Below are 19995 nucleotides of genomic sequence, written 5' to 3'. Positions count from 1 at the left end.
CCGTTTCCGGTCAGCCCGAAGAGCGAGTAATGCGGTGGCCTCGCGGTCAGCATCATCGATGCGCTGACTCACGCCGCCACCGCCGTGCATCACAACGTCGCGGTCGTCCCCTCCCCGGACGCACTGCCCGCGAGCCACTCGTCCCATCCCAGGCTGAAGTCGGCGTAGCCGTTCTCGGGCGAGGCCTTGGCACGGGTAGAACCGGTGATGGTGACGGGGTCGCCCTGCTTGACCTGGCCGTAGAACCACTTGGCGTCCGACTTGGACAGATGGACGCAGCCGTGCGAGCCACGGGCGCTGCCGCTGCCCGGATACGGGTCGCCGGTCGAGTAATGCACGTACGTGCCGGACTGGGTCAGGTGGACGTCCCACGGCAGCGTCAGGTCGTAGTAGTTGGGGCTGCCCTTGTCGCAGCTGATACCGACGGTGCAGGAGTTCATGTGAACCTTCTCCTGCTTGTCGATGACGGCCATCGTGCCGTTCCACGTCGGATACTGAGCGCTGCCGGCGTTGATCGACAGGGTGCGCACCGCCTTGCCGTTCCGGGTCACCTTCATGGTGTGGCCGGTCACCGAGACATCGGCGCGCACGTCGTCGCCGATCTTGAAGGTGTGCGTGTAATTGCGCACTCCGTAGCGTCCGTTGCCGTTGCTGATGCCCTTCATGTCAGCGTCGATCTTCACCGTCGTACCGGAGGGCCAGTACTCCTTCGGACGCCAGTCGGCGCGCTTGTCGGTGAGCCAGTGCCAGGCGCCTGCCACCGGCTGCGAGGCACTCACCTTCATGTGCTTCTCCACCGCGGCCCGCGCCTTCTTCGCCACCGGGTTCGTGAAGACGACCGAGACCGGCATGGCCACGCCGACCGTGGTTCCCGTCTGCGGGGTGATCGTCTCCAGCAGCATCGGCGGGCCCGCGGGCTTCGTCGGTGACGGCGAGGCGCTCGCATTCGGCTTGCCCGACGCCTTTCCGTCGTCCCCGCTCGCCTTGTCGCTGCCGCCCCCGCCGCAGGCACTGACGCCCACCAGCACGGCACCCGTGACGAGTGCGATCCCTATGCTGCCCTTGCGCCGTACCACGACGTGCCCCGATCTCTCGCTCTTCGGCCCCCCGACGGGCCCGACTCCCTGTCAGACAGTCAGGACGTGGGCCGCAGTTGCACGTGTCGTGTAAAGCGTGTCTCAAAACTCGGTGCGCACGTCGGGGTCGGGGTCGATCAGAGGCGCGACATCGTCGCCTTCCACCTTCGGAGCGCGTCGGGGTGGACGGGGTTGGGCAGCACCGCGTTGGCCAGCGGTCGGTGACATCAGCCGGCGTCCGGAGCGGCGCCTCGAACACAGGTCTTCTGCCTGTTGGCTTCGCTCGATCACGGCCGTGGCGTCCGCGCAGGGGCGCGCGTGGTCCCGTTACGACGTGCACGGCCGTTCCATCCCGCCGTCCGCACGCCCCCGCTTCAGGCTCTGTACGACTTCACCGCCGACGGCTTATGCGCGAGGAGCCGCTCGCGCCGACTTACCAACGCGGCGCCAGAGACACCCGCAGGCAACGACGTACTGCGGCCCCGCCGAGCGAAGTGTCACCGGCCAGGCTGGCGTTGCGTGATCTCCTGAAGCAGCCAGCCGTTGCCGTCCGGGTCGCTGAAGGTGGCGTAGGAGGCATAGGAGGTGCGGTCGGGGTCGGGGCCGGCGATCCGTTCCTGGCCCGCGTCGCGGTGGACGGCGTCTCCGCCCTCGTGGCCATGGTGGAGGAGCCCGCCGGCGTCGTGGAACACCTCGCTCACCTTGATGCCGCGCCCGACGAGTTCCGCGCGCGCCTGTTCGACGTCCGACACGATGAGATACAGGCCCTGGGCCGAGCCGGGTTCGGCGGAGATCATTCCCTTGCCGAAGATGATCGAGCACGCCGAGCCGGGCGGCGTGAAGTGCACCAACCGGTAGTCGTCACTGAGCATGAGGGGCGAGCGGCTCGGCCACCCTCGACGCCTTGCTCGCGAATTACGTGCAAGGCGCACGTCTCCTGCGCTCGGGACCGGCACCCACCCACGCCCACCCCTGCTCAGGCCATATCCACATAGTCCCTTTTATCCAGATAAGAAACAAAAGTGAGCCCCTACGGCTCCCTGCGAACCCTCGCAGAACACGCACCGCAGTGCATGCACCCCAGAACACGCACCCCAGAACACGCATCCAGGAGCACACACATGACCACCAACGCTCTCCACTTCACCGGCCAGAAAGTCATCGTCATCGGCGGTACCAGCGGTATCGGGCTGTCTTCCGCCCGCCAGGTCCTTAAGGGCGGCGGCAGTGCCGTCGTCACCGGCCGGACCCAGGCCAGCGCCGACAAGGCCGCGGCCGAGCTGTCCGAATTCGGAGACGCCGTCGGCCTGGCCGCCGACCTGTTCGACCGCTCCGCCGTGGATCGCCTGCGCGACGAGCTGACCGAGCGGCACGGCGACGCCACCCTGCTCGTCAACGCCGCCGGCGTCTTCGAGCCCAAGTCCTTCCTGGACCACACCGCGGAGGACTACGACCGCTACCAGGCCATCACCCGGGCCTTCTACCTCGTGACCCAGACCGTCGCCCGCAACATGATCGCCCGCGGCAACAAGGGAGCCATCGTCAACATCGGCGGCATGCTGGTGCATCAGGCCATGGCCGCGACACCTTCCTCGGCCTACTCGGTGGCCAAGGCCGGCCTGCACTCCCTCACCCAGCACCTGGCCCTGGAACTCGCCCCGCACGGCATCCGGGTCAACGCCGTCGCTCCCGCCGTGGTCCACACCCCCATCTACGAGGCGTTCGTCCCCAAGGACGAAATCGACTCCACGCTTGAGACGTTCATCGACCTCCACCCTCTCGGCCGTATCGGATACCCCGAGGACGTCGCCGCCCCCGTGGCCTTCCTCCTGTCCGACCAGGCCGACTGGATCACCGGCGCCATCTGGGACGTCGACGGCGGCGTTCGGGCCGGGCGAACCTGACCAACCGCCACTCCCCCTCCCCGTACAGCCAGCCGACTGCGGGACGACACCACGTCCCGCACTCCTCAGCCGACAGCACAGGAGCACATGGTGTCCTACCACGAGCACACCGACCACCAGTACGCGAAGCACATACGCGCCGGCGCCCCCGATGCCTTCAAGGCGTTCATGGCCTGGGACGCACAGGTCCTGCGCGGCAGCAACAACGTCATCCCGCGCAAGTACACCGAACTCATGGCGGTGGCCGTGGCGTTGACCACCCAGTGCGCGTACTGCATCGAGGCGCACACCAAGGCCGCGCACTCCGAGGGCGCCACTCAGCAGGAACTGGCGGAGACCGTCATGACCGCGGCGGCACTGCGCGCGGGCGGTGGCTACGCACACGGCTTCATGGCCATGAAGTTCTTCGACCAGGCCGAGCAGAACGACGCCCAGTGAGCCCCCTGCCACCATGATGGGAGCAGGTGGCGCGCGAGGACTGCCTCAATAAGGCCGGTGAACCGGTCATGCTGCGGGTAATGCACACGAGAGGCCAGGACTTGCATTCCGGACTTCTTCGGCGGACTTTATTCAAATGGCCCCACCTCAGGTCTTCCGCAGCCGGACAACAATCCGCGATTCCCGGAGATAGGGCTACGGCGCGCCCTAATGGGGCCGGGCATACTATATTGGGACCGGCAAAGCTTCGAAACCCAGAAAGGCACGTCGCCATGAACTGCTTTGACTGCCTTCTTGAGAGTCGTGCTTCGACCGTCACCCCAAGCCCGGCCGTTGCCGCAGCCGTTTGCGCCCGGTGCGGAGCGGGGATCTGTGGCAGGCATGCGCACGTGACCAATCACCCGCTCCCCGGCCCGCCCGGCTCCGCGACGCCGGGGCCCGAAGCCAGACGCCTGACGTGCGAACCCTGTTACGAGGCAGAGCGTGCGGCCGCCGCTCTCGCGTGAGCCGGCCGCTCTGCGCCGGCTCCATGAGGATCCTGTGCCGTACGGGTGAGACGGCCGCTTCAAACACAGGCTCCACGCCTTGCATTAATACGAAGGACACAGCGAGCGGCATCCAGGATGCCGCGGAAGCGTGTGCTGAAGATGGTCGTGATCTTCGCGCCGTCCGTAGCCGTCCAGCCCGGTGCCACCGGGCTGCTGCGCCCTGCGCGGATCCGGAAGGAGACCGGCTGTGTCCGAACAGCAGGACGAGAAGGCCGAGCAGAGCGTCGGAGAATTCACTCTCCCCACCCCGTTGAGCTCCACGCCCCCGGTCCAACTGCCCTACCCCGTGCCGGAGCCGGACGAGCAGTGGCAGCTGCCGAACGGCTACGCCCACGTCTACTACGGCGAACGCAACCAGGGCATCGTCCGGCCGGTGATCATGGCCGACGGCTTCAACCTCGGCAGGAGCGACCTGAAGTGGCTCTACGCCGGCCTCGACCGTGACTACCCCTTCCTGAGCGAGCTGCGCCGCCGCGGCCGTGACGTCATCCTGCTCGGGTTCGAGGAGCGCAGCGCCTCCATCCTGGACAACGCCCAGGCGGCGTACGCGTGCATCATGCGGACGCTGTCCGAGCAGCTCGGCGACGCCGGGATGACGGTGGGCGGCTTCAGCATGGGCGGCATGGTCACCCGCTATGCCCTCGCCCAGATGGAGACGCAGCGGATGGACCACCGCACCCGCCTGTACTTCTCCTACGACAGCCCGCACCGCGGCGCCGTCATCCCCGTCGGCCTGCAGGCGTTCTCCCACTTCATCCCGGTCGCCAACGACTTCGCCCGGCAGATGAACAGCCCGGCCGCCCGGCAGATGCTCTGGCGGCACTACGACCCCAAGAGCGGCGAGATCGGGATCGCACCGGAGCGCACCGAGTTCCTGCAGAGGCTGGCGGACGTCGGCAACTGGCCGCGCATCCCCCGCATCCTCGCACTCGCCAACGGCCGCGGCGACGGCACCGGCCTGCCCATCACGCCGGGCGAGACCGCACTGAAGGTCGACCGGATCTACCCGGGCACCACCTTCTACACCCAGGCGCAGGGCAAGGACGTCATCGTCGCCGAGCTGAAGCGCCGGTTCCCCAAGGCCGAGAAGATCATCAAGACCTCCGGCTTCCCGGAGCTGGACGGCGCCCCCGGCGGCACCCTCCGCTCCTACGGGATCCTCGCCGACATGCTGAAGAAGTTCGGCGCCCAGGTCGACCTGCGGCACGAGGAGGTCTGCTTCGTCCCCTCGATCAGCGCCGTCTCGATCCGCGACATCGACGCGCAGAAGGACCTGTACGTGAACATCGACGAACTCGACCCGTCCGAGAGCGACGTCGACGACTTCGTCTGCTCCTCCACCACGACGGCGCACACCGCCATCACGGAGGAACTGGGCAGCTGGCTGCTGGACCGCCTGCCCGACTGATCTCCCCCTGGCACAGCCAGAGCATGCCCGCCGTGGGCAGGCCGCCGCCGGCGCGCCTGCCCACGGCGGGCATCGTGTCGATTCGCCTCGGGCCCGGGGCCCGCACGGTAATCCGGTCGACCGTTCCCCTGCCCACCTCCTACATTCGCCCTTCACAGCACGGGAGGGACCAGGATGGGCAGCCGTACGTTTCTGATCGGCGGAGGATGGGACACCGCCGAGGTCTACGCGCCGTTTCTGAGGGCGGCCGGGGACGCTCCGCGCATCGGATGTGTGATCGCGGACGAGGGCGACGGCGAGGAACAATTCGCCCGGTACGAAGGGGCGTTGCGCAAGGCCGGGGACTGCGTGCCCGTACCCCTGCTGGTGCCGCTCGGCACACGGTTCGAGGCGGAGCGGGCGGCGGACGTCGACGGGGTGCTGGTGTGCGGCGGGCTGACGCCCGCGTACCAGGAGGCGTTCACGGAGTGCCTCGAAGTGCTGCCGCGTCTGCTCGCCGAACGCGGGATCCCGTATGCCGGGTTCTCCGCGGGCGCCGCCGTGGCCGCACGGCAGGCCGTGGTCGGCGGATGGCTCCTGGACGCGGTCCCGGTGTGTCCGGAGGACAGCGCGGAGGACCTGGCGGAGATCGACGTACGGCCCGGACTCGGGCTCGTTCCCTTCGGGGTGGACGTGCACGCCGCGCAGTGGGGCACACTCCCGCGGCTCGCCGCTGCCGTCGCCCGCGGGTACGTCCCGTACGGCATCGCCATCGACGAGAACACCCTCGTGGGGCTCGGGGACGACGGGCACGCCCGGGTCTCGGGGCTCGGGCGCGCCCATGTCGTACGGCCCGCGGAAGGGGACGCCGTTCTCGTACGGTCCCATGCGGCCGGCGAGTCCATTCCTCTCCCCTGAACCGTCCGGGGCTGCGGCTCGCCCCGGCACCCCGCTTCCCGCGCCGTCCGTAATCTGCCGAATACGCTGTGTATGTGAGCAGAGTGTGGATGGTGCGGCGGGCCTCGATGCGGCCCGGTCGCGTGGGGTTCTTCCTGGGCCTCGTCCTCCTGATCGCCGCCCACCTCGCCGGTGCCGTCCATGCCTCCTCCTTCACCGGGCCGCATGTGGCCGTAGAGACGGCCGCAGTTCCTCGCCCGCCGGCCGAGACCGGGCACGATCACGAGCCGGCCCCCGAACACCGGCACAGTTCCGGGGGCCACATCGATCACGCGGCCGACCGCCCCAGGACCACGGCGGGCGAAGCGGTCACCGAGTCCGACCAGGCCGAACCGGCGGCCGGCTCGTCCGGATCGGCCGACGGCGCACTCATGCTCGCCGTCCGGTGCCGGCGGTCCGACACCGCCGTTCCCACCAGCGACAGCCCCCGGATCCTCGCGCTCCATTGCGTCTGGCGTCTTTGAGCGCCGCCCGCACGCCCCGACCCCGCCCGCATTCCGCGGCAGGGGCGTGCCCGCGCGCCTATGACCCCCGACCCATGACGACCGCACCGCGCCCCGGTATGCGCGGTGCGAAGGAGCCGAACGCGCATGAACTTCCCCCTGCCTCAAGCCCTCGGAGCCCACGCACCGCTCCCCCTGGTTGCCCGCCGCCCCTCGCAACTGGTCGGCAGCACGCCGGTCCTGTGGGTCGACGAACCCTTCGCCCCACCCGGCCGCGGCTTCTACGCCAAACTCGAAGGCGCGAACCCCGGCGGCATCAAGGACCGTCCCGGTCTCCACATGATCCATGAGGCCCGTCGGCGCGGGGAGCTCGCGCCGGGTACTCCCATCGTCGAGTCCTCCAGCGGCACCTTCGCCCTGGGGCTCGCGCTGGCCGGGCTGACCTTCGAGCATCCGGTCACCGTCGTGACCGATCCCGGTATGGAGCCGTCGGTGCTGCGGCTGCTGACCACACTCGGCGCGCACGTCGACCAGGTCGCCGCCCCGTATGCGGACGGCGGCTGGCAGCAGGCCCGCCGCGAGCGCGTCGCGGAACTGCTGGCGCGCACGCCGGGCGCGTACTGCCCGGACCAGTACCACAATCCCGACAGTGCGGCCGCCTATGGGCCGTTGGCCACGGAGCTGATCGCGCAACTCGGCCATATTGACGTCCTCGTGGTGTCGGTGGGCACCGGAGGCCACTCCGCCGGCATCTCCCGCGTACTGCGCGAGTCCTTCCCCACGCTGACCACGATCGGCGTGGACTCGGTCGGCTCCACGATCTTCGGGCAGCCCGCCCGGCGGAGACTCATGCGCGGCCTGGGCTCCAGCATCCACCCGGGCAACGTCGACTACGGGGCCTTCGCCGAGGTGCACTGGGTGGCGCCGGTCGAGGCCGTGTGGGCCTGCCGCCAGCTGGGCCGGCGCCACTACGCGACAGGTGGCTGGAGCGTCGGGGCCGTCGCGCTCGTCGCGGGATGGGTCGCCCGGACGCATCCGTCCGGCACCCGGATCGCGGCGGTCTTCCCCGACGGCCCGCACCGCTACCTGGACACCGTCTACAACGACGCATGGTGCCGCGACCAGCAACTGCTGGTGCAGGAACCACCGCCGGAACCCGATGAGATCGCCGAGCCCGACGAGCGTGAGGTGACCGGCTGGACCAGGTGCGGCAAGGTCCGCGATCCACTCGGTCGCACGACCGCGCAGCGCGCCGAGGCGGCCGCCCGATGAGGGGGCTGCGGACCCAGGTGGCCTCCTTCGACCGGCCGGCGCGGCTGCTGATGGTCAACCAGTTCGCCATCAATCTCGGCTTCTACATGCTCATGCCCTACCTGGCCGATCACCTCGCCCACGGTCTCGGCCTCGCGGCCTGGACGGTGGGCCTGGTTCTCGGCGTGCGCAACCTCTCCCAGCAGGGCATGTTCCTCGTCGGCGGCACCCTCGCCGACCGCTACGGCTGCAAGCCGATGATTCTCATCGGATGCACGCTGCGGACGATCGCCTTCGGACTGCTCGCGCTGGCGGACACGCTGCCCGCGCTGCTGATGGCCTCTGCTCTGACCGGGCTGGCGGGTGCGCTGTTCAACCCGGCCGTGCGGGCCTATCTGGCCGCCGACGCGGGCGAGGAACGCCGGGTCGAGGCCTTCGCCGCCTTCAACGTCTTCTACCAGGCCGGAATCCTGATCGGCCCACTGATGGGACTCGCCCTGCTGACCTGGGACTTCGGCGCGGTGTGTACGGTCGCGGCGCTCATCTTCGCCGTCCTGGCCGTCCTCCAGGCCCGCGCCCTGTCGGCCCGCCCCCCGGCCGACCGGAGCGCGGAACCGGCTTGGCGCGCCGTGGCCGCGGACTGGCGCACCGTCGCCGCCAACCGGCCCTTCCTGCTGTTCACCGCCGCCATGACGGGCTCGTACGTCCTGGGTTTCCAGGTCTATCTCGCTCTCCCTCTCCGTGCCCGGGAACTCTTCGGTGACCGGACAGGGTTGGTGACCGGGGCGGTCTTCGCCGTCTCCGCGCTCGCCGCGCTGTCGGGACAGCTGAAGCTGACCGCCTGGGCGAAGCGAACTCTGCCTGGGCCGCGGGCCATCGCCTACGGGCTGGCGATGATGGGGGCCGCGTTCCTGCTGGTCCTGCCCGGCCCCTACGACGGAGCCGTCGGCCTCGCGGCCGGCGTCCTCGCGCTCCTGCTCTGCGCCGCGCTGCTGGCCTGGGGCGGGGCCCTGCTCTACCCCTTCGAGATGGACACCGTGGTCCGCCTCTCCAGCGACCGGCTCATCGCGACCTACTACGGCGCCTACAACACCGTCTCCGGCATCGCGATCTCGCTCGGGAACCTCGTGGTCGGGGCGCTGTTCGACACGGGCGTGCGCTGGCTGCCCTGGGCGGCGCTGGCCGCCACCGGATTCCTGTGCGCCGGACTGGTGGCACGTCTGCACCGCACCGGGCACCTCGCGCCCGTACCGGTGCCGGTGACCGGATGAGGTGGGCCGTCCTCCCGGCGACGGGCACGGAGCACCCGCCGATCGGAGACATGACGTCGGCCGGTCGGCGGGGTGTTTCCGGAAGGCTGCCGGGGTGTCTCGGGCGCTCGGGTGGTGAATCCTTGAGGTATGACCCAGAATGCGCCCTCGGTCGAGTCGGCAGACGTGTCCCCCTCGCTCTTGGACGACCGTTCCCCCATTGCCGCCGAACGGCCCTCGACGGGGCGGCTGATCGGCATCGACCTGGCTCGCGGACTCGCGGTCCTCGGCATGTACTCCGCCCACGTCGGGCCCGATGTGACGGTCGGCGGCCCGATGGGATTCCTGCTGGAGACGGCACGTGGCCGCTCCTCCGCCCTCTTCGCCCTGCTCGCCGGCTTCTCGCTGGTGATCATCACCGGGCGCCCGGACCCCCATACCGGGCGCGCAGGCCGTCAGGCGACGGTCAGGATAGTGATCCGGGCCGTCGTCCTGCTGGCGCTCGGTTACGCGTTGACCGCCTTGGACACCGACGTCGACGTGATCCTCAGCTTCTACGGGCTGCTCTTCCTGACCGTCCTCCCGCTGCGCCGATTGCGGGCGGGGACGCTCGTCCTCGTCGCTGCCGCGAGTGCGCTGGTCCTGCCCCAGGTCCTGTACGTGATCAGAAGATCCATCGAGGACGGGAACTGGGCAGACGCCATCACCAGCCATGACCCGTTGGCCCTGCTCAGTGGCACGGACGGCATCGTCGAACTTTTGTTCACCGGCGAGTATCCCGTGCTCACCTGGATCCCCTTCCTGATCGCGGGCATGGCAGTGGCCCGGCTGGACCTCACTCGGCCAGGCATCAGATCCCGGCTCGCGCTCATCGGCGGGGCGCTCGCCCTGCTGGGCTACGGCGGCTCCTGGCTGGCCCTGCGCCTGGTCCCCCACGCCCTGTCCGCCGTCGCCTCCGCCACGGACGGCGGCTCGGCATCGTCCGCCTGGTGGTCCGACACCGTCGGCACGCCCGAGGGCCGAACCCCGCTCGCCTGGCTGCTGGTGGCGGCACCGCACAGCCAGACGACCTTTTCGATCGTCGGGAACACCGGAGTTGCCCTTGCCGTGGTCGCCGCGTGCCTGACCGTTGCCGAACGGATGCCGCGCCTCACGCGCCTGGCCACACCCGTCGCCGCGGTCGGCATGACAGCGTTGACCGTGTACGTCCTGCACATCGTGGCGCTGTGGTTCTTCAGCGATGTCTGGTACGTGGCCGCGGTCGACGGGGACGGCCTCTCCGCTCTACCGGTGCTGCTCGCCTTCATCGCAGGAGCCATGCTCTTGGCGACCGTCTGGACGCGACTGTTTCGGCGAGGCCCCCTGGAACAACTCCTCCACACGGCGACCCGGTCGGCACGGATCGTCAAATAGAGCGGACGCAGTGCGCACACGCGGCCCGGCTTCTCACTCCTCGTCGAAGATCAGGTCGTCGACCGGGCGGGTTACGCGGACGGTTCCGCTGTTGGTGACGGTGACGACGTGTTGCAGACCCGCGAAGCGCTCGTTGGTGGACAGGACTGTGAACTTGTCCTCCTTGCCCGCGAGGTAGGCGGGGAAGCAGGAGATCGACATGCCGGCGTGGAAGTGGTCCATCAGTCGCCGGAACACCTTGGGCAGGATCACGACGTCGTCGGTGATGGTGGACGGCCCGGTGACCTTGAATCCGGTGGTGGTCACGTCCTGGGGCCACAGCCCCTGACCGGCCGCCCGGGCGCTCTGCGCGACGGTGGTGAGTTCCTCTCGCAGGTCGCGGAAGAGGCCGGCGTAGAAGGTCGGATAGACCAGCCCCTGTGCGGCCAGGTAATGGTTGGCGGTCTGCCGCAGCAGCGGCACGTCGACGGTGACGGCCGCGCCACTGGCCGCGGGCGGAGTGCCCCGGCCGACGAGGGAAACGACGCGGCCGTACAGGTCGGCGCCCCCGGTGAGGACGTACCCGGGCGTGCTCTCGGGGGTCGAGGCGGTGACAGTCTCGTCCGGCCGACGCTGTACGTCGTTGAAGCCGAGCCAGGTGAGGAGTTCGGCGGCAGCGGCATGGCCGAACTGCAGCGGCTGGTGTTCGTCGTGGTAGTGCGTCTCCAGCGCGTCGATGCCCTCCAGCCGGAGTTTGGCTTCACCCGTGCCGGTGAGTTGCACCGGGTTCCTGCCCTTGACCAGCTTCCAGTCACTCGCGTTGTCCGCGACGAAGTGGACGGTATCGCCGTCCGGCTGAGTGTTCTTCAGATGGAACGTGCCTTGGACCAGCAGCAGAGGCATGGCGACTCCTAGGGGGAACGAAGGAGGATGGGTAGCACCGCCGTACGCACACACGGATGCAACTCGAACATACGGACAATTTGCGCGTAGTGACCAAAGTAGGGGTCGAATGGGGAGTTTGTCCGTGAGGCGCGCGGATTGAGCCTGGACGCCGTCAACCGGTGGCGGCGGACGGACCGTGGTACCCCTGGACCGTCCTGGATCCGTTCGTGCTCTTGAGGAGTCATCGATGGCCGTTCGCCGTGTCATGCCCGTCATCCAGTCAGAGGCCGCGACAGAGAGCCGGGAGTTCTATGGCCTGCTGGGCTTTGAAGAAGTCATGAACCACGGCTGGATCATGACCCTTGCTTCGCCGTCCAGTCCGTCGGCCCAGGTGAGCGTGATGACCGGCGACAAGACCGCTCCGATCACCCCCGAAATGAGCGTCGAAGTCGACGACGTGGATGCGGCTTATGCGGTCATGCGGGACAGCGGCGCGGAGATCGTTCACCCTTTGCAGGACGAGGACTGGGGCGTACGGCGGTTCTTCGTCCGCGACCCCAACGGCCGCGTGGTCAACGTTCTGAGCCACCGCTGAACTTGGGGCGAGCACGCGCCCGCCCGAAGCTGACCGACGCCGACCCGCACCTGACGTCGTCCGGTTCTCGCCTTTGTGGAGAGCCGGGCGACCCGGTTAGCTCGCTGCGCAGTCGAGTGGTTGCGAACTCGGCGCGAGTTCGCGCCATGACCCGGAGGTGTTGATGCGCAGGTGCGCGGTCGCCGCCATGGCCGCTTTGGCAATCCTCGCGGCCCTGGTGCATCCCGGTCCCGCGTATGCGGGTGCCGTCGAGCCTGCCGCTGCCGGGCACCCTGTCACCGATGACCGAGGCCGGGCACTCACCCTGCGGGGCTGGAACGTGGGAGACAAGGCGCACCGCGGTGCCGACGCGCTGTCCGCGATCACGGAGCGGCACTTCCGTGACCTGTCGACCCAGGGTTTCGACTTCGCCCGGCTACTGGTCTTCTGGGACGACCTGGAGCCGCAACCCGGCCACTACAGCCAACGATATCTGGGCAAGATCGAGCGGATCCTGGACTGGGCCCACCGCTACCGGATCCATGTGGTGATCGATGCCCACCAGGACGTATTCGGCCCCCGGTTCGGACACCGCGGCATCCCCGAGTGGGCGACGCGCACGGACGGTCTGCCGTTCACACCTCACCCGGACGACTGGTTCTCCGAGTACTTCGAGCCGGCGGTGCAGGCCGCGTTCCAGCACCTCTACCAGGACGCCGATCTGAGAAGGGCGCAGGGACGCATGTGGCGACTGCTTGCCGCACGGTTCGGCCGGCACCCCGCCGTTCTCGGCTACGACCTCATCAACGAGCCGATGGGCCGCATCAACGCGGGCGAGGACCTGCCGACCGCCGCGGGGCGAATCGAAGCCCAGCAGCTCACTCCCATGTACAACCGGATTGCCCACGCCGTCCGGCAGGTCGGCTCGGACAACTGGCTGTTCGTCGAGCCGACCCCGATCGTGGGCGAGGGAGTGCCGACCGGTCTGGGCCGGATCGACGACCCCAAGGTGGTGTACGCCCCTCACCTGTACAACGCCGTGATGGAGGCGGGCGGAGACTACGACCCGGACGGAGGCTGGCTGGAGGCGTACGAGGCCGCCGTGGTCGGCTATCCGCGCCGGTACGGCACCCCGGTCGTCGTGGGTGAGTGGGGGCCGCTGAACGGCGACCTGCCCAACATGCACCATTTCTACGACGACGCCCTGACATCCATGGACCGCTACAGCGGCGGCTGGGCAGGCTGGGAGTGGTGCTATGGCGGCGGCTACTGCGCGGTGGACGCGAACGGTCAGCTGCGCCCCAACAAAGAGCGGACCGTACGGCCGTACGCCCGAGCTGTCGCGGGCTCGGTCCACGTCGACAGCTACACCCCGGCCACACGAACCTACCGGCTCAGCTACGAACCGCGGCGCGGCGGAACGACCGAACTGTCCTTGCCCCCAAGCCCGGCGGGCTGGCGGATCGCCGTCGACGGCCCAGCCACTGCCCAACCCTCCGCGGTACCTGCAGGGAAGGCGGCAACGGTCCGACTCACCACAAGCGCCGCTGCCGACCGCGATGTGACGGTGGTTGTGACACCCAAGGCCGGAGTGGCCTGCGCCGGCACCCGAGATCCCCTGAATCATCAGCTCTGGGCGATGGATTGCTCGATGAGGGCGACAGCGGCGCGCGGATCGTCGACCTCGATGACGAGGCGGTCGTAGGTCTCGGCTCGCGGGCGATGCCGGGGTCGTGGGTGGCGCCTCGCACGTGGACAAGGGGGACTTCCAGGCGGCTCTTGAAGGTCCAGAGCTTGTCCAGGCCCTGGAATTCGGCGTCCAGGAGGCCGTGTTCACGATCGATGGAGATCCGGGCCATGTCAGTGCTCCTTGGGGGTGCTGGGCTGGGCGCGCAGGCGCAGTCGGGCGCCGAGGACGGTGGAGGCGATATGAGGGGCGGCCTCGCCGTGGGAGGGGCGCAGGGCGTCTTCGAGTGCGGTGATCGCGTTCGTGACCAGCGTGGCGACCTCCGGGTCGTGGGGCGCCCGTTCGACCGCGGCCATGAGCAGGAGGCCTGCGGCCGGGCCGTTGTCGTACGAGGCGATGGCCGCGGTCAGGGCCTGCGTGGGGTCGGTGAGGGTGGCGACGGCGGCGGTGGTCGGGAGGATCTCGCGGTCGAGGTGATTGCGCAGGGCCGTCAGGTGCAGGCTCCGCTTGGAGCCGAAGACCTTGTACAGGCTGCCCCGGTGGATGCCGGTGGCAGTGACCAGGTCGTCCACCGAGGTGCCCTCATAGCCGCGAGCGGCGAAGAGGGCGGCCGCTGTCGTCACAGCCTGATCCGTGTCAAAGGCGCGTGGTCGTCCCATGCCCCGACCCTACGGAGTAAAAGAACGACCAGTCAAGAACGATCGTTCCTAAACAGGTGAGTCTGCCCGTCGAGTTCAACGAGGGAGCGCTGTGCGTGGGTGGGACCTTGGGCGTAACCCTTGCCCCTGCCAGTCGTTGAACCGCGTGGTCAAGGAAGTGGATGCATGACCCCGGGATGTGGTGACAGCACCCGGGGCCCATGCTGTGGCGATATCCGTGATGCGGACCCGCCTACTGGCTTCCTGACCTGGGCAGATAACATCCCTCGCCATGAGACCTTCGTTGATCGCGCTGGCCGGCGCAGCGGCAATCGCTCTCGCCACGGGCGGCTACGCCGTCGGGGCTGGGCAACAGGACGGCGCATCCGAGCGGTCCGCTGCGTGTGAACAGACCAAGCACGAGTTTGATCGACGAGCCGATCAGATCCGCGAGCAACTGCGTCGAGGGTCCCAAGCGGAGGAGATCGACTCCCACCAGACCACCATCGACGCATCGCGAGCGAAGATCCTCGGCCTGATCGTGCAACAGAACCCCACATGCTTCGACGTCGGCGCTCGTGCGGCAGCCACCCTGCTTCATGAATACCCTTCGGAGGGCCAAGCCGACGCCGCCCTGTGTGATCTCACCGGCACGAAGCCGGAGGACTGTTCCACCACTAGTGACTGATGCGTCGTGTGGAGGCTCAGTCCGGGTGAGATCTCGACTGGGACGCGTACCCCCGCATGCATCCCAACGCGCGCCGAGAACAAGGCTGTTCAGGTGTGGCCTGTGACACGGCAGTGACGGGGAACTCACCCTTCCGCACCACGCGGCCCGAGTTGAGGCTGATCACCTGTGGTGGGCCGGTCGAGAACGGTCACCACCCCGACAACATCATCGTCTACGGGGACCTCATCGGCTGACATCGGAGCAGGCAGCGGCGCGCAACGGGGCCGCTCTTGACCCGGCACCCGGCACCGGACCTGCGAGGTCGAGGATCAAACTGGGGCGCTGGGCAAGGGCTGTTCCGTCCAGATGGCCTTGCCGGTGCGGGTGTGCCGGGTGCCCCAGCGCTGGCAGAGTGCGGAGATGAGCTGCAGGCCGCGACCGCCCTCGTCGGTGGCGGAGGTGTGGCGGATGTGCGGCGTGGTCAGGCTGGCGTCGGAGACCTCGCAGATCAGTGCGCGACTGCGGAGCATGCGCAGCCGCATCGGGCCGACGGCGTGCCGGACGACGTTTCCGACCAGCTCACTGACCAGGAGTTCGGTGGTCATCATCAGGTCCTCGTCGGCCAGGTCCCAGTCGGTGAGCTGGGCGCGGACCAGCTCGCGGGCCTGGCCTGCCGCCACCGGGTCCTCCGGCAACGGCCACTCGGCGACGTTCTCCGCGTCCAGCGGGTGGGTGCGGACCAGCAACAGGGCGGCGTCGTCCACCAGTTCGCCGTAGTCGGGGAGGAGAGCGGAGGTGAGGCCGGCACAGAGGGCGTCCAGGTCGGACGCGTCCGCCGGTGAGGTCGGCATGGCGTTCACGGACTCGAAGAGCAGCTCGGCGAGGCGGTTCATGCCGGTGGTGACATCCCTGTCCTTGCTCTCGACCAGGCCGTCGCTGTAGAGAGCGAGCAGGCTCTCGGCGGGCAGCAGGGTCTCGCGGGTCTCGAAGGGCGGCGCGGCCACCCCCAGTGGCGGGTCCGGGGTCATGGACAGGAAGGTGACGGTCCCGTCGGGATGGGCGACCGCCGGGGGCGGCTGACCGGCGCTCGCGTACGACAGGCGCCGGGTCACCGGGTCGTAGATGCCGTACAGACAGGTGGCGAAGGCATCGGTGCCCAGCTCGCCGACGATGTCGTTGAGGTGGCCGAGGATCTCGTCGGGCGGGAGTTCCAGCTCCGAGAGGGTGCGGACGGCCGTACGGAGCGCGCCCATGGTGGCGGCCTCGGCCATGCCGTGACCCATGACGTCGCCGATCACGAACGCCACCCGGGCCGCGGAGAGCGGGATCACGTCGTACCAGTCGCCGCCGACGTCGGCTCCCTGCTTGGCCGGCTGGTAGCGCGCCGCCGCCGTCACCTCGGGCAGCTTGGGCAGCGCCTGCGGCAGCAGGCTGCGCTGGAGGGTACGGGCCCGGGTCGTCGCCTCGTCGTAGAGTCCGGCCCGCTCCAGGGCCTGTGCGATCAGTCCGCTGAGCGCGGTCAGCAGCGTTCGTTCGTCATCGTCCAGCACCCGCGGTCGGCCGAAGCAGATCACGGCCGCGCCGATACCGCGCCCCGATACCGCCAGCGGCAGAATGGCCCACGCCTGCGTGCCGCTCTCTCGGACCACGATCTCGGTCTCGGGGTAACGCTTCAGGAACTCCTCCGGCGAGGAGATGTAGAGGGGAGCGCGGGTGTTCAGGGCGTCCCCCACCGGGTCCGCGGTGTCCCCCGCGGTCCACTGCGCGTTCAGGAGTCGGGTGAAGTGCTCCGAATGTCCCCTGGAGCCGAGCACGGTCATCCGGTCGCCGACCACGCCGACCATGATGAGTCCGGTGGCCCCGAGGGGCGTCATCACGCCGTCCGCCACCGCCGTCATCACGTCCTGGGCCGTGACGGCCTCGGCCAGCTCCCGCGTGATCCGCTGCACCAGGGCTGCCCGCTCCGCGCCCGCCCGCTCCGCGGCGGCCCGCTCGGCCTCTCGCAGATGCCGCTCGGTGGTGTCGGTGATGTAGAGCGTGAGGCCTTCCGGCACCGGCACCAGCCGCAGGTGGTACCACGACGTCCCGTCCGGCCCCGGCACGTCGAATCCGCCCGGCCGGCCCTCGGCCACCGTGGCCCGGCACCGCTCCTCCAGGCCCGGTACGGCACGTACGGCGGGAATGTTCCAGAGCAGGGTTCCGGCCACGTCGCCCGCGGCGCCGAGGAGCCGCTCGGCGGCCTGGTTGAGAAATCCGATGCGCCAGTCCTTGTCCAGGGAGACGAAGCCGTCGCTCATGTGCTGCAGGGCCCGCCCCACCGACTCGGCGGCGGCATGCGTTTCGCTACTGTCCCGGAGGGTGCCGATCACCTTCATCGGCGTTCCCTCTTCGTCCGTGATCGTCCGGGCGCTGGCCTCGATCCAGACGTACGTGCCGTCCTGGCGCCGGATCCGGTACTCGTTCTCGAAGCCGCCGCGCAGCTGGATGCCCGTGTCGAAGCCGGCCACCGCCCCCGGCAGGTCGTCCGGGTGGATCAGCTCCGCCCACGCCTCGATACCGCCGCTCATCACCTCCGGATCGATGCCGGCCAGTACCTCCTCGACGGGCAGGTCGGAGGTCAGCTCGCCGGTGCGCAGGTCCCAGGTGTACGTGATCGCGGGCCCCCCCTCCGCGTCCCACGGTGAGCCGGCTTCCTGCGGTCCCGGACCGTTGTCCAGGGCGCGCAGCAGGGTGGGCGACGGATTGAGGATCCCGGACGACCTGAGCCTCCCGGACATCCAGGCCGCCACCTCGTTCAGAAACGCGAGCTCCGCCGCGCCGGGCTCGGTGCCCGGGGCGAAGAGGACGGAGAGCGCGCCGCGTCGCCAGCCGCTGCTCGCAATGGGGACGGACAGGTGACCGATGCCGGCGGGGAGCTCGGCAGGCCACAGGGAGGCGGGGTCCCGGCCCGGCACCGGGTCGGGCGGAGCCAGGTCGGGCTGCCAGGTGATGGTGTCGTTGCGGGCGGCCCTGCTGGGTGGCGCCGTACCCCGTGCCGGGATGATCAGCCAGGGCCGGGTCATCGATTCCGGCAGGCCACTGTCGGCGACGAGGTAGAGGATGCCGCTCATGCCGCCGCCCGGCAGATGCACCATGCCGCCCAGGCCATGCACCTCGGCCACCGCCTGCTGGAGCGCGGTCAGCAGCACGTCGACATCACGCCGGTCCTCGTCCACGGCGTCGAGCAGCAGCATCCGCATGCGGTGTCGCTCCATGGGCCGCACGGCCTGCATGGTCCGCAGGCCCTGCGGCTGATGCAGCGGATGGGGGACGTGGGGTATGGACGGGCCGGTGTTGTCCGGATCGCCGTCTCTGGTGTTCACCACTGCCGACCCTCGCCTCCCTCACCGCTCGGGTACCCGCTGGACCACATGCGATCGGATGTGGACCCGCAGCGATCTACATCCGCGGAACCCATCTTAATTGGAACAACCTAGGCGATTTCATCTCTCATCGGTAACCTTTAACATATGATCACTTTACGTAGCATTGACTCGCGCTTAGCTACCGCCGGCCGCCCCAGGAAGGTGCAGTAACGGGACACGGGGAAGCGGGCGCTGATGAGTTCCTGCGCCTGCGCCTCGGTCGCGACCGCCCGGTCGGCACCCTCGGGAATGGTGTGGCCCGGGGCACCGCCCGAGGCAAGATCGTGATCGACGTCCACTGACACCCCCTCCCCGTGCCGTTCGGCACCGGCGATTGACATGTGTGCACCGGCTGTTAATTATTAACAGCATGGTTAATGATATCGATGCGACGTTGACGGCTCTGGCAGACCCGACTCGGCGGCGGATCGTGGAGCTGCTGCGTCAGCGGCCGCAGCGGGCCGGTGAGCTGGTGGCCGCGTTCGAGGTGAGCGCCCCGGCGATAAGCCGGCACCTGCGGGTACTGCGGCGCAGTGGGCTGGTCGTCGAGCACGGCCTGGAGAACGACGCCCGGGTCCGGGTCTATCAGCTGCGGCACGAACCATTCATTGGCCTGCAGGCCTGGCTGGACCAGGTGCAGGCGTTCTGGACCGATCAGCTCGGTGCGTTCAAGGAGCACGCCGAGCGCATGAACAAAGGAACCGCCCCATGAGTACGCCCGCAACGGCCACCGCCACCGTCGAGGTGGCCTGCGACCCGGCCACGGCCTTCGACGTGTTCACCGCCGACATCGGTAGGTGGTGGAAGCGCGGCACCCGCTACTGGAACGAGCCCGACAAGGCGCAGGAACTGCGCTTCGAGCCGCGGGTCGGCGGCCGCCTTGTCGAAGTCCACGATCTTGATTCCGGCGAGGGCTTCGAGATCGGCCGGGTGCTGGTCTGGGAGCCCGGTCAGCGGCTGGTGTTCACCTGGCGGCAGGGCGACTGGGACGCATCCGCCACCACCGACGTCGAGGTCCGCTTCGAGAGCATCGAGGGAGGCACTCGGGTGACCGTGGAGCATGGCGGCTGGGACCGTGTCCCCTCCGCGGGTACCGGCATGGCCGAGGGCTACAGCCACGGCTGGGCCGAACTCCTGGGCCTCTACGCCGAGAAGGCGGGGGCACGCTGATGTTCGTGCACCTTGCCGTCCACCACCCCAAACCCGAGCACGCCGACGACCTGCTCGCCTCCATGCACCGCGTCGACGACGCCGCCCAGGGCGCCCCCGGCCTGATCCAGATCGGTGCCTGGCGCGATCAGCGCAGCGACCGCCTCGTCGGCCTCGCCCTCTGGGAATCGCAGGAAGCCTTCGAAGCCTCCGCCGGCCAGATCTTCCAAGCCGTCGCCGGCGACCCCTTCGACGAGTGGTGCCGGCAACCGCCGGACGTCTTCCACCTCACCAAGCCCTGACCCACAACCACACGCACCGGGAGGTCTGTTGGGCCACCGC

20 protein-coding genes and 1 pseudogene are annotated in these 19995 nt (G+C 69.2%); 15 read left to right on the top strand and 6 right to left on the bottom strand.

Features of this window, described 5'->3' with window-relative positions:
* Window positions 1-89: 89 nt before the first annotated feature.
* Together IPZ69_RS08725 and IPZ69_RS08720 are read right to left on the bottom strand one after the other, a co-directional pair.
* Entirely contained in the window at window positions 90-1076 is a 987-nt protein-coding gene (locus IPZ69_RS08725; protein ID WP_235453439.1) for a L,D-transpeptidase, read from the bottom strand.
* 497 nt (window positions 1077-1573) lie between these two features.
* Window positions 1574-1948, bottom strand: coding sequence for a glyoxalase (locus IPZ69_RS08720; RefSeq protein ID WP_235453438.1), 375 nt, complete (start codon window positions 1946-1948; stop codon window positions 1574-1576).
* 249 nt (window positions 1949-2197) lie between these two features.
* Here IPZ69_RS08720 and IPZ69_RS08715 point away from each other — a divergent pair, with 249 nt between their 5' ends.
* The 8 genes from IPZ69_RS08715 to IPZ69_RS08680 all read left to right on the top strand — a co-directional run bounded on the left by IPZ69_RS08715 (window position 2198) and on the right by IPZ69_RS08680 (window position 10667).
* Window positions 2198-2980 (top strand): SDR family NAD(P)-dependent oxidoreductase, encoded by a 783-nt coding sequence (locus IPZ69_RS08715; RefSeq protein ID WP_235453437.1) that lies wholly within the window; start codon window positions 2198-2200, stop codon window positions 2978-2980.
* Between the two features lie 87 nt (window positions 2981-3067).
* Window positions 3068-3418, top strand: coding sequence for a carboxymuconolactone decarboxylase family protein (locus tag IPZ69_RS08710; protein ID WP_235453436.1), 351 nt, complete (start codon window positions 3068-3070; stop codon window positions 3416-3418).
* A gap of 735 nt (window positions 3419-4153) precedes the next feature.
* On the top strand, window positions 4154-5374 hold the full coding sequence (locus IPZ69_RS08705; protein ID WP_235453435.1) for an esterase/lipase family protein: 1221 nt from the start codon (window positions 4154-4156) through the stop codon (window positions 5372-5374).
* 174 nt (window positions 5375-5548) lie between these two features.
* Window positions 5549-6271, top strand: a complete 723-nt coding sequence (locus IPZ69_RS08700; protein ID WP_235453434.1) for a Type 1 glutamine amidotransferase-like domain-containing protein — start codon at window positions 5549-5551, stop codon at window positions 6269-6271.
* Window positions 6272-6345: 74 nt separating this feature from the next.
* Window positions 6346-6774: a hypothetical protein gene (locus IPZ69_RS08695; RefSeq protein WP_235453433.1), complete on the top strand. Its 429-nt coding sequence runs from the start codon at window positions 6346-6348 to the stop codon at window positions 6772-6774.
* Window positions 6775-6900: 126 nt separating this feature from the next.
* Window positions 6901-8025, top strand: coding sequence for a PLP-dependent cysteine synthase family protein (locus IPZ69_RS08690; protein WP_268834384.1), 1125 nt, complete (start codon window positions 6901-6903; stop codon window positions 8023-8025).
* Window positions 8022-9275 carry an MFS transporter gene (locus IPZ69_RS08685; protein WP_235453431.1) on the top strand — a complete coding sequence of 418 codons (1254 nt, stop codon included), beginning with the start codon at window positions 8022-8024 and terminating at the stop codon, window positions 9273-9275. Before IPZ69_RS08690 ends, IPZ69_RS08685 begins: the two co-directional genes overlap by 4 nt.
* Window positions 9276-9404: 129 nt before the next feature.
* Window positions 9405-10667 carry a DUF418 domain-containing protein gene (locus tag IPZ69_RS08680; RefSeq protein ID WP_268834383.1) on the top strand — a complete coding sequence of 421 codons (1263 nt, stop codon included), beginning with the start codon at window positions 9405-9407 and terminating at the stop codon, window positions 10665-10667.
* Window positions 10668-10700: 33 nt separating this feature from the next.
* Here IPZ69_RS08680 and IPZ69_RS08675 read toward each other — a convergent pair whose 3' ends face one another.
* The gene (locus IPZ69_RS08675) at window positions 10701-11549 is read right to left on the bottom strand and encodes a thermonuclease family protein (RefSeq protein ID WP_235453430.1); all 849 of its coding nucleotides are present in this window, start codon (window positions 11547-11549) and stop codon (window positions 10701-10703) included.
* 229 nt (window positions 11550-11778) lie between these two features.
* On the opposite strand from IPZ69_RS08675, the gene IPZ69_RS08670 reads away from it, so the two are divergent.
* A complete protein-coding gene (locus IPZ69_RS08670) occupies window positions 11779-12126 on the top strand; it encodes a VOC family protein (protein WP_235453429.1) in 348 nt (115 codons plus the stop codon).
* Window positions 12127-12289: 163 nt separating this feature from the next.
* Window positions 12290-13810 carry a cellulase family glycosylhydrolase gene (locus tag IPZ69_RS08665; protein WP_374293022.1) on the top strand — a complete coding sequence of 507 codons (1521 nt, stop codon included), beginning with the start codon at window positions 12290-12292 and terminating at the stop codon, window positions 13808-13810.
* A 155-nt stretch (window positions 13811-13965) separates the two neighbouring features.
* Here IPZ69_RS08665 and IPZ69_RS08655 read toward each other — a convergent pair whose 3' ends face one another.
* Window positions 13966-14415 (bottom strand): TetR/AcrR family transcriptional regulator, encoded by a 450-nt coding sequence (locus IPZ69_RS08655; protein ID WP_235453427.1) that lies wholly within the window; start codon window positions 14413-14415, stop codon window positions 13966-13968.
* A 307-nt stretch (window positions 14416-14722) separates the two neighbouring features.
* On the opposite strand from IPZ69_RS08655, the gene IPZ69_RS08650 reads away from it, so the two are divergent.
* Complete coding sequence (locus IPZ69_RS08650) at window positions 14723-15118, top strand: hypothetical protein (protein WP_235453426.1); 396 nt, start codon at window positions 14723-14725, stop codon at window positions 15116-15118.
* Between the two features lie 137 nt (window positions 15119-15255).
* A pseudogene (locus IPZ69_RS08645) lies at window positions 15256-15354 on the top strand (class F sortase); the annotation flags it as partial.
* 75 nt (window positions 15355-15429) lie between these two features.
* Here the strand turns inward: IPZ69_RS08645 and IPZ69_RS08640 are convergent.
* Window positions 15430-18462, bottom strand: coding sequence for a SpoIIE family protein phosphatase (locus IPZ69_RS08640; protein WP_235453425.1), 3033 nt, complete (start codon window positions 18460-18462; stop codon window positions 15430-15432).
* A 140-nt stretch (window positions 18463-18602) separates the two neighbouring features.
* Window positions 18603-18803: a hypothetical protein gene (locus tag IPZ69_RS08635; protein WP_235453424.1), complete on the bottom strand. Its 201-nt coding sequence runs from the start codon at window positions 18801-18803 to the stop codon at window positions 18603-18605.
* A gap of 95 nt (window positions 18804-18898) precedes the next feature.
* On the opposite strand from IPZ69_RS08635, the gene IPZ69_RS08630 reads away from it, so the two are divergent.
* The 3 genes from IPZ69_RS08630 to IPZ69_RS08620 are packed head-to-tail and all read left to right on the top strand — an operon-like array spanning window position 18899 to window position 19955.
* Window positions 18899-19216 (top strand): ArsR/SmtB family transcription factor, encoded by a 318-nt coding sequence (locus IPZ69_RS08630; protein WP_235453423.1) that lies wholly within the window; start codon window positions 18899-18901, stop codon window positions 19214-19216.
* Window positions 19213-19674, top strand: a complete 462-nt coding sequence (locus IPZ69_RS08625; RefSeq protein WP_235453422.1) for an SRPBCC domain-containing protein — start codon at window positions 19213-19215, stop codon at window positions 19672-19674. Before IPZ69_RS08630 ends, IPZ69_RS08625 begins: the two co-directional genes overlap by 4 nt.
* Complete coding sequence (locus IPZ69_RS08620) at window positions 19674-19955, top strand: putative quinol monooxygenase (protein WP_235453421.1); 282 nt, start codon at window positions 19674-19676, stop codon at window positions 19953-19955. Before IPZ69_RS08625 ends, IPZ69_RS08620 begins: the two co-directional genes overlap by 1 nt.
* Window positions 19956-19995: the final 40 nt, after the last annotated feature.

The organism is Streptomyces olivochromogenes, assembly GCF_021538895.1.
GTDB classification, from domain to species: Bacteria; Actinomycetota; Actinomycetes; order Streptomycetales; family Streptomycetaceae; genus Streptomyces; species Streptomyces olivochromogenes_A.
Note: the sequence above shows the minus strand (reverse complement) of the source record. Positions and strands in the feature narration are given on the sequence as shown.

Excerpts from the sequence above, each read along its gene's own strand:
- IPZ69_RS08720 (WP_235453438.1), bottom strand. The coding sequence starts at position 1,948 with ATGCTCAGTGACGACTACCGGTTGGTGCACTTCACGCCGCCCGGCTCG.
- IPZ69_RS08715 (WP_235453437.1), top strand. The coding sequence starts at position 2,198 with ATGACCACCAACGCTCTCCACTTCACCGGCCAGAAAGTCATCGTCATC.
- IPZ69_RS08710 (WP_235453436.1), top strand. The coding sequence starts at position 3,068 with ATGGTGTCCTACCACGAGCACACCGACCACCAGTACGCGAAGCACATA.
- IPZ69_RS08700 (WP_235453434.1), top strand. The coding sequence starts at position 5,549 with ATGGGCAGCCGTACGTTTCTGATCGGCGGAGGATGGGACACCGCCGAG.
- IPZ69_RS08690 (WP_268834384.1), top strand. The coding sequence starts at position 6,901 with ATGAACTTCCCCCTGCCTCAAGCCCTCGGAGCCCACGCACCGCTCCCC.
- IPZ69_RS08685 (WP_235453431.1), top strand. The coding sequence starts at position 8,022 with ATGAGGGGGCTGCGGACCCAGGTGGCCTCCTTCGACCGGCCGGCGCGG.
- IPZ69_RS08680 (WP_268834383.1), top strand. The coding sequence starts at position 9,405 with ATGACCCAGAATGCGCCCTCGGTCGAGTCGGCAGACGTGTCCCCCTCG.
- IPZ69_RS08675 (WP_235453430.1), bottom strand. The coding sequence starts at position 11,549 with ATGCCTCTGCTGCTGGTCCAAGGCACGTTCCATCTGAAGAACACTCAG.
- IPZ69_RS08670 (WP_235453429.1), top strand. The coding sequence starts at position 11,779 with ATGGCCGTTCGCCGTGTCATGCCCGTCATCCAGTCAGAGGCCGCGACA.
- IPZ69_RS08665 (WP_374293022.1), top strand. The coding sequence starts at position 12,290 with ATGCGCAGGTGCGCGGTCGCCGCCATGGCCGCTTTGGCAATCCTCGCG.
- IPZ69_RS08650 (WP_235453426.1), top strand. The coding sequence starts at position 14,723 with ATGAGACCTTCGTTGATCGCGCTGGCCGGCGCAGCGGCAATCGCTCTC.
- IPZ69_RS08625 (WP_235453422.1), top strand. The coding sequence starts at position 19,213 with ATGAGTACGCCCGCAACGGCCACCGCCACCGTCGAGGTGGCCTGCGAC.
- IPZ69_RS08620 (WP_235453421.1), top strand. The coding sequence starts at position 19,674 with ATGTTCGTGCACCTTGCCGTCCACCACCCCAAACCCGAGCACGCCGAC.